The organism is Rhizobium sophoriradicis (assembly GCF_003939025.1).
Classification (GTDB): domain Bacteria; phylum Pseudomonadota; class Alphaproteobacteria; order Rhizobiales; family Rhizobiaceae; genus Rhizobium; species Rhizobium sophoriradicis.
Genome location: NZ_RQIH01000017.1, coordinates 80678 through 93742 on the forward strand (window position 1 = coordinate 80678; position 13065 = coordinate 93742).

Consider the following 13065-nt stretch of genomic DNA (forward strand, 5'->3'; position numbering starts at 1 on the left):
TATTGATATAGACAACTATACAAGCTATACCTAGTCCTAAATCGATGCCGTGACAAGCGTGTGACATTGCGCAGCGCCTCGCGTCTTTTCAGGCGTATGAAGGGTGCGGTACCTCTTTGAATTCGATAGAAGGCATGAAATGGCAGGGCAGGGGACGGAATGGCGGGACTGAATCAGGTGCAAAGGCAGACCGGCGTGGCGCTCTGGCGCCAGATTGCCGACCGGATTCGTGAGGCGATCGGCAACGGCGCCTATGACGAAACCGGAATGGTGCCGCCCGAAACCGTTCTGGCGCTGCAATTCGGCGTCAACCGGCATACGGTGCGCAGCGCTTTGGCAGCCTTGGCGCAGGAAGGCATCGTCCGGGCGGTGCAAGGTCGCGGCACGCTGATCGAGCGCAAGGAACGGCTGAACTTCCCGATCACCAGGCGTACTCGTTTTACCGCCGGCATCGGCGACCAGGCGCGCGAGACGCGCGGCCTGTTGCTCGATGAGGTGACGGAGGAGGCGAGCGCCGAGGTCGCCCGCTGGCTGCGGCTGAAGCCGGGCGCAAAGGTCATCCGGCTGGAAACGCTGCGCGAGGCCGACAAGCGGCCGGTGTCAAAGGCGACGAGCTGGTTTCCTGCCGAGCGTTTCGCCGGGATCGGCGAGGCCTACCGCAAACATCAATCGATCACCAAGGCTTTCGTCGAACTTGGATTGGCGGATTATGTTCGGGCGACCACCGAGGTGACGGCGGCGCATGCCGACACGGCAGATCTGGCCGATCTCGAACTCACCCCCGGTGCGATCCTGCTGGTCGCCAAGGCGATGAATACCGATCTCGACGGCATGCCGGTGCAATATTCGATCAGCCGGTTCGCGGCCGACCGGGTGCAGTTCACGATCGAGAACTGAGGATGGCCTTCCCTGTCGGTGCAGGGAAGGCCATTGGATTCAATGCGCGCCGGACATGTCTCCGAGCACTTCCTTGGAAGCGACGGTGGAATCGGCGTTCAGCTTGTAAACCATGGGAACGCCGGTCGCGAGGTTGAGGGCAAGCACGCCTTCCTTGGTCAGCTTGTCCAGCACCATGACGAGCGAACGCAGCGAATTGCCGTGCGCGGCGACCAGCACTTTCTCGCCGCGCAGCACCCGGGGCAGGATGTCGGTGAGATAATAGGGCCAGACGCGGGCGCCGGTATCGCGCAGGCTTTCGCCGCCGGGAGGCGGAACGTCATAGGAGCGGCGCCAGATATGCACCTGCTCCTCGCCCCATTTGGCGCGGGCATCGTCCTTGTTGAGCCCGGAGAGGTCGCCGTAGTCGCGCTCGTTCAGCGCCTGATCGCGGATCGTCTGCAGGTCGGGCTGGCCGACCTTGTCGAGGATGAGCTTCAGCGTGTGTTGGGCGCGCACCAGCGCCGAGGTATAGGCGACGTCGAATTTGATCCCGTATTCGGCGAGGGCGGCGCCGCCGGCATTGGCTTCCTGGATGCCGAGCTCGGTCAGATCGGGATCCTTCCAGCCGGTGAAGAGATTCTTCAGATTCCAGTCGCTCTGGCCGTGGCGAACGAGGACGAGGGTTCCGCTCATGAATATGTCTCCGAAATGTCGTTATTGGGAAGAAAGCCCGAGCACGTCGAGCATGGAATAGAGGCCCGGCTTTTTATCGCGCGCCCAGAGGGCCGCCTTGATAGCGCCGCGCGCGAAGATCGAGCGGTCGGCCGCACTGTGCGACAGGGTGACGATTTCACCTTCGCCGGCGAAAAGCACGGAATGCTCGCCGATGACGGAGCCGCCGCGCAAGGTCGCAAAGCCGATCGTGCCGGCCTCACGGGCGCCGGTATGGCCGTCTCGCACCGTTACCGATTTCGAGGCCAGATCGATATTGCGGCCCTTGGCCGCGGCTTCGCCGAGGAGAAGGGCGGTGCCGGAAGGCGCATCCACCTTGTGCTTGTGGTGCATTTCCAGGATTTCGATGTCCCAATCGACAGGATCGAGCGCTCGCGCTGCCTGCTGGGCCAGCACACCCAGCAGATTGACGCCGAGGCTCATATTGCCCGACTTGACGACACGGGCATGGCGGGCGGCGGCGGCGATCCTGGCATTGTCGTCTTCCGAACAGCCGGTGGTGCCGACCACGTGAACGATGCGGGCTTGGGCGGCGAGGCCGGAGAATTCCACTGTTGCAGCAGGCGAAGTGAAATCGAGCACGCCGTCGGCATGCAGGAAGGCATTGAGCGGATCGTCGCCGATGATGACGCCGGTCGGGCCGAGGCCGGCAATTTCGCCGGCATCTTTACCGACGAAGGGCGAGCCGGCGCGATCGACGGCGGCATGCAGCACCAAACCTTCGATCGAATGGATGAGCCGGATCAGCGTCTGTCCCATGCGCCCTGCCGCGCCGACCACCACCAGTTTCATCGCAGCATCGCTCATTTCGGTCACCAGGTCAGTTTGTATCGGAGGCCGAAGGCCTCTGCAGATTGTTGAGGCGAGCGTAAAGACCGTCGCTGACCTTCGCAAGCGTCTCGTGATTGCCTTCCTCGACGACCCGGCCCTGCTGCATGACGACGATCTTGTCGGCGCGCACCACGGTCGAGAGCCGGTGGGCGATGACGACGACGGTGCGGCCGGTCATCGCCTCGTCGAGCGCCTTCTGCACGGCGGCTTCGGATTCGGTGTCGAGCGCCGACGTCGCTTCGTCGAGAAGCAGGATTGGCGCATTGCGCACCAGAGCCCGCGCGATCGAAAGCCGCTGACGCTGGCCGCCCGAAAGCGTCACGCCGTTTTCGCCGACCGGCGTATCGTAACCCTGCGGCTGGGCTGAGATGAAGTCATGCGCATAGGCAAGCCGGGCGGCCTCTTCCACCTCGGCATCGGTCGCTTCCGGCCGGCCATAGCGGATATTGTCACGGATCGTGCCCTCGAACAGATAAGGCTGCTGCGAGACGTAGGCGAGCTGCTGGCGCAGCGATTTCTTGGTGATGTGGGCGATGTCCTGCCCGTCGATCAGGATCTCGCCCTCGCGTGGGTCGTAAAAGCGCGGAATGAGGTTGATGACCGTGGATTTGCCGGCCCCCGATGGTCCGACCAGGGCCGTCGTCGCGCCGCCCTCGGCGATGAAGCTGACTCCGCTCAGCACGCTCTCATTGCCGTAGCCGAAGGAAACGTTGCGGAATTCGATCCTGGCTTGCGTCACCGTCAGCGGCTGAGCATCCGGCAGGTCGCGCTGGCGCGGCTCCATGTCGAGCAGTTCATAGATCATCCGCGCATTGACGACGGCGCGCTCCATCTGCACCTGTAGGCGCGCAAGCCGGCGGGCCGGGTCATAGGCCAGCAGCAAGGCGGTGACGAAGGAGAAGAAGGCGCCTGGCGGCACGTTGTAATAGATCGAGCGGTAGGCGGCATAGGCTAGCACGCTGGCAACGGCAAAGCCCGCAAAGCTCTCGGTCAGAGGCGAGGTGCGTTCCGAAAGCCGGGCAATCCGGTTTGCCCGGTTTTCAGCGCCTTTGATAAGTTTGTTGACCTTGCGTTCCAGCTCCTCTTCCATCGTGAAGGCTTTCACGATGGCAATGCCCTGGATCGTCTCCTGCATGGCGCCCAGCACGTGGCTGTTCAGATGCACGGCCTCGCGGGTTGCCGAGCGCAGCCGTTTGGAAACATAACGCAACGCATAGAGCAGCGGCGGCGCCATGATGAACACGGAAAGGCTAAGCAGCGGGTCCTGGAGGACCATTACGCCGATCAGCGAAACGAAGGTCAGGAGGTCGCGGACCGTCGACGTGATCGTCAGGTTGAGCACGTCGCGGATGCCGCTGACGTTCTGGCTCACCTGCGCGGCGATATGGGCCGAGCGCGCCTCGCTGAAGAAGCCGACGGAAAGTGTCATCAGATGCGCATAAAGGCGGCGCTGATACCGGGCGACGATGTCGTTGCCGACCTTGGAAAGCGCCACTGCCTGACCGTAACTCGCAAAACCGCGCAGCACAAAGGCGACGAAGATCGAAAGGCAGATGATCCAGACGACGTCGGCGCGGCGATTAGCGAAGGCCTCATCGATGATCGCCCGCATGATCCAGGCGGTGAAGGCCGTTGAAAGCGCCACGATGACCAGGCAGGCAATCGCGAAGACATAACCCCAGAGATGGTCGCGGCCGTTTTCAGCGATAATGCGCTTGAGGATGCCGGTGACGGTATCGCTGCTGACGCTCTGCTTCCTGCTTTCTACGGCTTCCAAATATTACGCTTCCTGTCCGAGACCAAGCGCGCCGGTGAATATGGCGCGCACTTCGCCGGCTCTATAAAGAGTTGGGACTGGTTTGGCTAGAGCGCGGCGCGTCCCGGAGGGACGCGCGCCGGCTCAGCGCCGCCAGCGGCGGCCTTCCGTCGAAACACCGAAATTGGCCGGCATGCGCGCATAGGAGGAAAGCCCGGCAAGGGCTGCCAGCGGGTGCGTCACGACATAGGTCGGGATGGTGCGAAGCAGCGCGGTGTGCGGCGCCTTGTCCTCGAAGGCCCTGCGGAATTCCGGCTTCTTCAGCGCCGGGAGGATCTTCTGCGAGATGCCGCCGGAGAGATAGACGCCGCCGCGCGCCATGAACACCATCGCCATGTCGCCCGCCACTCGGCCGAGATAGGTGGCAAATAGCGAGACGGTCTCGACGGCGGCCTTGTCGCTGCCGGCAAGCGCGTGCGAGGTGATGTCGGCCGGATCCTTCATCGTCGGCTGAATGCCGTCGACGATACAGATGGCGTTATAGAGGTTGACGAGGCCGCGCCCGCAGAGGATCTGCTCGGCCGAAACGCGGCCTTCGATCGTCTCGATATGCGGAAAGACGTCATAATCGCGTTTGCTGCGCGGCCCAAGATCGATATGGCCGCCTTCGCCGGGGACCGGGATCCAGCTGTGCTGGGCATGCACGAGGCCGCCGACGCCGAGGCCGGTGCCGGGCCCGAGCACGACGCGCGAGGCGATCATGTCGCCGGTGGCGCTGCCGATGCGCTCGCGGTTTTCATCCGACAGGGCGGCGATCGCCAGCGCCTGCGCCTCGAAATCATTGACGACGAGCACGTCCTCGATGCCGAGGCCCTGGATCATTGTCCTCGGCCGCACCACCCAGTCGCAATTGGTCAGCGGGATCTCGTCGTCGTTGATCGGACCGGCGACGGCGAGGATTGCCGAGCGCGGCTGCACCGCGGTCTTGTCGAGCACGCCCTTCTGGATCGCTTCGTCGATTGTCGCGAAATCCGCCGTGCGCACATTCGGAAACTGCTTCGGCTCGGCATAGGCATCGGACAGGATGGAGAAGCGGGCATTGGTGCCGCCGATATCGCCGATCAGGATCGGGAAAGGCAGCGGAGTGCTGTGGTTCGGTTTTGGCATGGCCGGTTCCGTGCTGATCAGGCTTCGAGGGTGGGAAGGAGCTTTATAGCGGTCGCGTGGTTGAGCGCCATCGGAATGTCGTAGACGATTGCCAGCCGCATCAGCGCCTTCACGTCGACATCATGCGGCATCGGCGTCAGCGGGTCGACGAAGAAGATCAAGGCATCGACCTCGCCGGTCGAAATCAGCGCGCCGATCTGCTGGTCGCCGCCGAGCGGGCCGCTTTTCAGCCTGACGACGTTGAGGTCGGGCGCGGCATCGAGCACCCGCCCGCCGGTCGTACCTGTCGCGACGATTTTCCAGCGCGAGAGAAGATCCTTGTTGGCGCGGGCGAACGCCGCCATGTCGTCCTTCTTCTGATCATGCGCAATCAATGCGAGGCATTTGCCGCCAGCCATCAACCCCTCCGCCCGGACAATTCAATCGATTTGACCGCTTCTATACCAAGAATTTGCGATTTGAAAGACAGCGCCGGGCGCTCCTCATTGCATCGCCGGCTTGTCGTTCGGAACCGGGCCGACATCGGGCAGTTCTCCGTCGTCATCGTCGGTGGCCGGTGCCGCCGTCGGCGCGGCGGCAAGCGCGCTTGCGGCAGACGGTCCGCTGGCGGCAGAAGGTCCGCCCGCGGCAGAAGATCCGCCATAGGTGGCGGCCTGCATCGAGGTGACGGAAGCGGCGTCGAGCACGGCAGCGCAGGCCTTTGGCAGGTCGGAGACCATCATCTCGCGCGGCGGTTTCGGCGGCTTGGCGCCGGGCTTCGGCGGTTTTGGTGGCGCCCATGGCGCCGGCGTGAACCAATAGGCGAGTGACTTGTCGCAGCCGTCTCCCGCGGGGACGGGAGCTTGCGGGGTGCATCCGGCTGCACCGGGCGGGCACTTTATACGGATGTGAAAATGCGAGTCATGACCGTATATCGGCCGGAGCTTGCCGAGGTTGGTGCGGTCGCCCGTCCAGGTGTCGCACATCTTTTTCTTGATCGCGGGATTGACAAAAATGCGCTCCACCTGGGGATAGCTTGCCGCCAGCATCAAAAGTCGAGCCCGCGATTCCGTCCATACCTTGGGATCGACGGTCAGGAATTTGTTCTTTTGCAGCATGGTGGTGAAAGGCAGGTACTGACGCTCCTCGGCCGTCAGGCGGCGCGAGGGCATCGGAGTGAACCATATATCGGCATCGAGGCCGATCTGGTGCGAGGAATGGCCGTTGAGCATCGGCCCGCCGCGCGGCTGGGCGATGTCGCCGACGAGAATGCCCGGCCAGCCGGCATATTTGACCGCATCCTGCGAAAACCGTTCCAAGAGCGCGATCATCGCGGGGTTGCCCCAGCGGCGGTTGCGCGAAAGCCGCATCGCCTGCCAGGTCGGGCCGTCGGTCGGCAGCGCCACAGCGCCGGTCATGCAGCCCTTGGCATAAAAGCCGATCGGCTGCGCCGGTCCCTGCGTCGGCAGGCTGGCGCCGCCGAACAGAGCCTTGGCGCTGCCCGGGCTCGGCGTCTTCTGCTCGGCGCCGACGTCGCCGGCGGCAAGGCCTGCGCCGATTGCGCCGGCGAGCGCCAGTCTGCCGAATGTCCTGAAAGCTTGAGTGAAGCCGAATGCCATGCTGTTCCCTTGAGAAGTGATTTGTCTGCGAATCTAACGTGAAAAGAGATTTTGGTGAATCGATGATTTGCCGGGCGGGCGCCGGAGGCGGCGGTGACGGATCGCCGCAGCGGCTTAAGCCTCGAGGATCTCAGACACGGCCGGGTAGCTTGAATATTTCGTGAGCCTAGCAAAAATCAAACTCTTACCTGTTTTTCGCCCCTATTTCTCGTATTGTCGAACCATCAATAGTCAGGGGAAAGTGGGAATGGCATTTCTGTCGTTGAAGATCGGTTTGTTTCTCTCCCTTGCGGCTGTTTTGGCGCCGGTGGGGGCTGTTGGTCAGGACCAGCCGTTTCTGATCGGAAGCTCGGTCATCAGTGAGATGAAGTACAAGCCGGGCTTTGCCCATTTCGACTACGTCAATCCCGATGCCCCGAAAGGTGGAGACCTGCGTCTTTCGGCCAGTGGCGCCTTCGACACCTTCAATCCTCTGCTCGCCAAAGGCCAGGCAGCTGTAGGTCTGTCGCTTGTTTACGACACGTTGATGAAGCCGGCCGAAGACGAACTCCTTGTCTCCTATGGTCTGCTCGCAGAGGGCCTGTCCTTTCCGGCTGACGTCTCCAGCGCGACCTTTCGCCTGCGCAAGGAAGCGAAATGGGCGGATGGTCAGCCGGTCACGCCTGAGGACGTCATCTTCAGTCTTGATAAGACGAAGGAGCTCAATCCTCTCACGGCCAATTATTATAGTCACGTGCTGAAGGCGGAAAAGACCGGCGAGCGTGACGTCACCTTCACTTTCGACGAGAAGAACAATCGCGAACTGCCCAATATTCTCGGGCAGTTGGTGGTCGTGCCCAAACATTGGTGGGAGGGACAGGGGCCGGACGGCAAACCGCGCGATATCTCAAAGACGACGCTCGAGCCCGTAATGGGGTCCGGGCCTTACAAGATCGCATCCTTCTCCCCGGGCGCGACCATCCGCTATGAACTGCGTGACGACTATTGGGGCAAGGACCTCAACGTGAATGTCGGCCAGAACAATTTCCGCAACGTCACCTACACCTATTTCGGCGATCGCGATGTTGAGTTCGAAGCGTTTCGCGCCGGCAACAGTGACTATTGGCAGGAAACTACGGCTGCCCGCTGGGCAACGGGGTATGATTTTCCCGCGGTAAAGGAAGGAAAGGTCAAGAAGGAGGAGGTCAAGAACCCGCTGCGGTCCACCGGCATCCTGCAGGCGCTCGTGCCCAACATGCGGCGAGACCTGTTCAAGGACATCAGAGTCCGCAGGGCGCTGAATTACGGTTTTGATTTCGAAGAGTTGAACCGTACGGTTGCTTTTAACAGTTACAAGCGGATCGATAGTTATTTCTGGAACACCGACCTCGCCTCCTCCGGCCTTCCGCAGGGTAGAGAGCTGGAAATCCTTCAGGGTATGAAGGACAAGGTTCCGCCGGAGGTCTTCACGACGCCTTATACCAATCCGGTCGGCGGCGATCCGCAGAAAAGCCGCGACAACCTCCGCAAGGCGATTGGGCTGCTGAAAGAAGCCGGCTGGGAGATCAAGAACAACCGGATGGTTAATACCAAGACCGGCCAGCCGATGAGTTTCGAGATCCTGTTGTCAAGCCCGATGTTGGAGCGCTGGGCGGTTCCTTACGCCAACAACCTCAAGAAAATTGGAATAGATGCCCGCGTCCGTACGGTCGACGCCTCGCAAGCTGTAAACCGCGAACGCAGCTTTGACTACGACATGATTTGGAACGTCTGGGCGCAGACCTTGAACCCAGGTAATGAGCAGGCCGACTATTGGGGCTCCGGCTCGGTCAACCAGCAAGGCTCTCGCAATTATGCCGGTATCGCCAACCCGGCCGTCGATGAACTCGTTCGCATGATCATCTTCGCGCCCAACCGCGAAGAACAGGTTGCAGCGATCAAGGCCATGGATCGGGTATTGCTGGCAAATCACTACGTAATCCCGCTATTCTACCGCGATACCTATAACATCGCCTATTGGAACACGGTCACGCATCCTGCCGAGTTTCCGGCCTATGGCCTTGGCTTCCCCGATGCCTGGTGGTCCACCTCGGCAAAATGAGCGGGCTTGCAAAGCAGGGGCTCTGGGCTCCAAATGGCCCGAGCGAATCACGACAAGCCGGCGGGGCCGGCAAGGGAAGGCTGGCGGATTGAGCGGCACTGGACTGAACGGCGTGCAGACAAGAAAAACATTCCCGGAGGCTGAAGGCTGATGGGCGCTTATGTCATTCGCCGCCTGCTTTTGATGATTCCGACCATCGTCGGCATCATGGCGATTTCCTTCATCGTCGTGCAATTCGCACCCGGCGGTCCGGTTGAGCAGGTTATTGCCCAATTGACCGGCCAAGCCGACAGCGCCGATCAGCGCCTGTCCGGCGGCGGTGATCTTCTCGGCGGAGGAGGAGGCGAAGAAAGCTCGAAATATCGCGGCGCCCAGGGCCTCGATCCGGAGCTGATCGCCAAGCTTGAAAAGCAATTCGGCTTCGACAAGCCGCCGCTGACGCGTTTCGGCGAGATGATGTGGAACTACATCCGCTTCGATTTCGGCGAAAGCTTCTTCCGCAACACTTCCGTGCTGGACCTGATCAAGGAAAAGCTGCCGGTGTCGATCTCGCTCGGCATCTGGATCCTGATCTTCTCCTATGCGATCTCCATTCCGCTCGGCATCCGCAAGGCGGTGAAGGACGGATCGACCTTCGATGTCTGGACCTCGGGCGTCATCGTCGTCGGCTATGCCGTGCCGAGCTTTCTCTTCGGCATCCTGCTGATCGTGCTGTTCGCCGGCGGCTCCTTCTACGACTGGTTCCCGCTGCGGGGGCTCGTCTCCGACAATTTCGACCAGCTCCCTTGGTGGCAGAAGCCGCTCGATTATTTCTGGCACCTCACTCTGCCGCTGATCTCGCTTTCGCTCGCCGCTTTCGCCACGACGACGCTGCTCACCAAGAATTCCTTCATCGAGGAGATCAAGAAGCAATATGTCGTCACGGCCCGCGCCAAGGGGCTGAACGAGCGGCAGGTGCTCTATGGCCATGTTTTCCGCAATGCCATGTTGATCATCATCGCCGGTTTTCCCGGCGCTTTCATCTCCGCCTTCTTCACCGGCTCACTGCTGATCGAGAACATCTTCTCGCTCGACGGTCTCGGCCGCCTCGGCTATCTCTCGGTGGTCAACCGGGATTATCCGATCGTCTTTGCCACCCTCTACATCTTCTCGCTGCTCGGCCTTTTCGTCAGCCTGATCTCCGACCTGATCTACACCTGGATCGATCCGCGCATCGATTTCGAGCGGAGGGATGTCTGATGGACGCTGCCGCAAATCCCGTCACTGCAACCCCCGTCAAGCCGCCGCGCAAGGGCCTGCTGTCGCCGACAAATATCCGCCGCTGGAAGAATTTCCGGGCGAACGGCCGCGGCTACTGGTCGCTGTGGCTGTTCCTGCTGCTATTCGTGCTCAGTCTCTTCGCCGAGTTCCTCGCCAACGACCGGCCGATCATCGCCTCCTACAAGGGTGAGATCCTGTTTCCGGTACTGATCGACTATCCCGAGGAGAAGTTCGGCGGCTTCCTCGCCGAAACCGATTACCGTTCCTCGGTGATATCAGACGAGATCAACGCCAATGGCTGGATGATCTGGCCGCCAATCCGCTATTCCTACCGCTCGGTCAACTCCAACATTCCGCATTCGGCGCCGACTGCTCCGTTCTGGCTGATGACCAAGGAGGAGCGCTGCTCCGGTTATCCTGAAGGCGTGAACGATCCCGCCTGCACGCTCGGCAACCTCAATTGGCTCGGCACCGACGATCAGGCCCGCGACGTGCTCGCCCGCGTCATCTACGGCTTCCGCATCTCGGTGCTCTTCGGGCTGGCGCTCACCATCTGCTCGGCAATCATTGGCGTGACGGCCGGCGCGGTGCAGGGTTATTTCGGCGGCTGGACCGATCTTTTGCTGCAGCGCTTCATCGAGATCTGGTCGTCGATGCCGGTGCTCTACATCCTGCTCATCATCGCCGCCATCCTGCCGCCCGGCTTCTTCGTGCTGCTCGGCATCATGCTGCTCTTTTCCTGGGTCGGCTTCGTCGGCGTCGTGCGCGCTGAATTCCTGCGCGCCCGCAATTTCGAATATGTCCGCGCCGCCCGCGCCCTCGGCGTCAACAACCGCACCATCATGTGGCGCCATCTGCTGCCGAACGCCATGGTCGCGACGCTGACCTTCCTGCCTTTCATCCTCTCCGGCTCGATCACGACGCTGACCTCGCTCGATTTCCTGGGCTTCGGCATGCCGCCTGGCTCCCCCTCGCTCGGCGAGATGATCGCCCAGGGCAAGACCAACCTGCAGGCGCCCTGGCTCGGGCTGACGGCCTTCTTCGCCATGTCGATCATGCTGTCTCTGCTGATCTTCATCGGCGAAGCCGTGCGCGACGCCTTCGATCCGAGGAAGACGTTCCAATGAATGACATGACAGAACCGCTCCTTTCCGTCCGCGATCTCTCGGTTGCCTTTCATCAGGGCGGCGAGACGTCGCTTGCCGTCGATCACATCTCCTTCGATATCGCCAAGGGCGAGGTCGTGGCGCTGGTCGGCGAATCCGGTTCCGGCAAGTCGGTCTCGGCCAATTCGATCCTGAAGCTTTTGCCCTATCCCTCCGCAAGCCATCCCTCCGGCGAAATCCTGTTCAAGGGCAAGGACCTCTTGAAGGCGTCGGAGCGGGCGTTGCGTGAGGTTCGCGGCAACGACATCACCATGATCTTCCAGGAGCCAATGACCTCGCTCAATCCGCTTCATACGATCGAGAAGCAGATCGCCGAAATCCTCGCCCTGCATCAGGGCATCACCGGCCAGCCGGCGCGCCAGCGTGTGCTGGAATTGTTGAACCAGGTCGGCATCCGCGAGCCGGAAAAGCGGCTGAAGGCCTATCCGCACGAACTGTCCGGCGGGCAGCGCCAGCGTGTCATGATCGCCATGGCGCTCGCCAACCGGCCGGAATTGCTGATCGCCGACGAGCCGACCACCGCGCTCGACGTCACCGTGCAGGCGCAGATCCTCGAACTGCTGCGGCAATTGAAGGCGGCGCACGGCATGTCGCTGCTGTTCATCACCCATGATCTCGGCATCGTGCGCAAATTCGCCGATCGCGTCTGCGTGATGACCAAGGGCAGGATCGTCGAGACAGGGACCGTCGCGGAGGTCTTCGCCAATCCGAAGCACGATTATACCCGCCACCTCCTTGCCTCCGAGCCGCGCGGCGAGCCGCCGCTTGCCGATCCGTCGAAGCCGGTGGTGATGGAAGGGTCCGATATCCGCGTCTGGTTCCCGATCAAGGCAGGGCTGATGCGCCGTGTCGTCGACCATGTGAAGGCGGTCGACGGCATCGATCTTTCGCTGCGCGCCGGCCAGACGCTCGGCGTCGTCGGCGAGTCCGGTTCCGGCAAGACGACGCTCGGTCTGGCGCTCACGCGGCTGATCTCCTCGCAGGGGCGGATCGCTTTCGTCGGCAAGGATATAGCCGGCTATTCGTTCAGCGAGATGCGGCCGCTGCGCAACCAGCTGCAGATCGTCTTCCAGGATCCTTACGGCTCGCTCAGCCCGCGCATGTCGGTCGGCGATATCATTGCCGAAGGGCTGAAGGTGCATGAGCGCGCTTTAAGCGCCGAAGAGCGTGACCAGCGCGTATGCTGGGCGCTGGAGGAGGTTGGTCTCGACCCCCTGACCCGCTGGCGTTACCCGCATGAATTTTCCGGCGGCCAGCGCCAGCGCATCGCCATTGCCCGCGCCATGGTGCTCAAACCGCGCTTCGTCATGCTCGACGAGCCGACCTCTGCGCTCGATATGAGCGTCCAGGCCCAGGTGGTCGATCTCCTGCGCGACCTGCAGAAGAAGCACGACCTCGCCTATCTCTTCATCAGCCATGATCTGAAGGTGGTGAAGGCGCTCGCCAACGACGTCATCGTCATGCGTTTCGGCAAGGTGGTGGAGCAGGGGCCGTCCTCGGAAATCTTCCGCGCTCCGAAGGACGATTACACCAAGGCGCTGATGGCCGCCGCCTTCAACATCGAGGCGGTGCCGACGCCCGCCGTGCAACAGTAAA

11 protein-coding genes are annotated in these 13065 nt (G+C 61.9%); 5 read left to right on the top strand and 6 right to left on the bottom strand.

Annotated elements, in window-relative coordinates; all coding sequences use genetic code 11:
• Positions 1 to 159 precede the first annotated feature (159 nt).
• Positions 160 to 897 carry a phosphonate metabolism transcriptional regulator PhnF gene (gene phnF, locus EFR00_RS25965; RefSeq protein WP_009989346.1) on the top strand — a complete coding sequence of 246 codons (738 nt, stop codon included), beginning with the start codon at positions 160 to 162 and terminating at the stop codon, positions 895 to 897.
• Between the two features lie 39 nt (positions 898 to 936).
• On the opposite strand, the gene EFR00_RS25970 is transcribed toward phnF, so the two are convergent.
• The 6 genes from EFR00_RS25970 to mepA form a co-directional block, all read right to left on the bottom strand.
• Complete coding sequence (locus tag EFR00_RS25970; RefSeq protein WP_038686149.1) at positions 937 to 1572, bottom strand: 2,3-bisphosphoglycerate-dependent phosphoglycerate mutase; 636 nt, start codon at positions 1570 to 1572, stop codon at positions 937 to 939.
• A 21-nt stretch (positions 1573 to 1593) separates the two neighbouring features.
• Complete coding sequence (gene dapB, locus EFR00_RS25975) at positions 1594 to 2418, bottom strand: 4-hydroxy-tetrahydrodipicolinate reductase (protein WP_077995100.1); 825 nt, start codon at positions 2416 to 2418, stop codon at positions 1594 to 1596.
• Between the two features lie 13 nt (positions 2419 to 2431).
• Positions 2432 to 4219, bottom strand: coding sequence for an ABC transporter ATP-binding protein (locus EFR00_RS25980; protein ID WP_077995055.1), 1788 nt, complete (start codon positions 4217 to 4219; stop codon positions 2432 to 2434).
• Between the two features lie 123 nt (positions 4220 to 4342).
• Positions 4343 to 5365: a glucokinase gene (locus EFR00_RS25985; protein ID WP_077995054.1), complete on the bottom strand. Its 1023-nt coding sequence runs from the start codon at positions 5363 to 5365 to the stop codon at positions 4343 to 4345.
• Positions 5366 to 5382: 17 nt separating this feature from the next.
• Positions 5383 to 5763 carry a methylglyoxal synthase gene (locus EFR00_RS25990; protein WP_010061364.1) on the bottom strand — a complete coding sequence of 127 codons (381 nt, stop codon included), beginning with the start codon at positions 5761 to 5763 and terminating at the stop codon, positions 5383 to 5385.
• Positions 5764 to 5847: 84 nt separating this feature from the next.
• Positions 5848 to 6963, bottom strand: coding sequence for a penicillin-insensitive murein endopeptidase (mepA, locus tag EFR00_RS25995; protein WP_039617263.1), 1116 nt, complete (start codon positions 6961 to 6963; stop codon positions 5848 to 5850).
• A gap of 247 nt (positions 6964 to 7210) precedes the next feature.
• Between mepA and EFR00_RS26000 the strand changes: the two genes are divergently transcribed.
• From EFR00_RS26000 to EFR00_RS26015, 4 genes are all read left to right on the top strand, one after another.
• Positions 7211 to 9043 carry an extracellular solute-binding protein gene (locus tag EFR00_RS26000; RefSeq protein ID WP_039617265.1) on the top strand — a complete coding sequence of 611 codons (1833 nt, stop codon included), beginning with the start codon at positions 7211 to 7213 and terminating at the stop codon, positions 9041 to 9043.
• Positions 9044 to 9193: 150 nt separating this feature from the next.
• Positions 9194 to 10282 carry a microcin C ABC transporter permease YejB gene (locus EFR00_RS26005; protein ID WP_038686157.1) on the top strand — a complete coding sequence of 363 codons (1089 nt, stop codon included), beginning with the start codon at positions 9194 to 9196 and terminating at the stop codon, positions 10280 to 10282.
• The gene (locus EFR00_RS26010) at positions 10282 to 11430 is read left to right on the top strand and encodes an ABC transporter permease (RefSeq protein WP_077995053.1); all 1149 of its coding nucleotides are present in this window, start codon (positions 10282 to 10284) and stop codon (positions 11428 to 11430) included. The genes EFR00_RS26005 and EFR00_RS26010 overlap by 1 nt, the downstream gene beginning before the upstream one ends.
• Complete coding sequence (locus tag EFR00_RS26015) at positions 11427 to 13064, top strand: ABC transporter ATP-binding protein (protein WP_077995052.1); 1638 nt, start codon at positions 11427 to 11429, stop codon at positions 13062 to 13064. The genes EFR00_RS26010 and EFR00_RS26015 overlap by 4 nt, the downstream gene beginning before the upstream one ends.
• Position 13065: the final 1 nt, after the last annotated feature.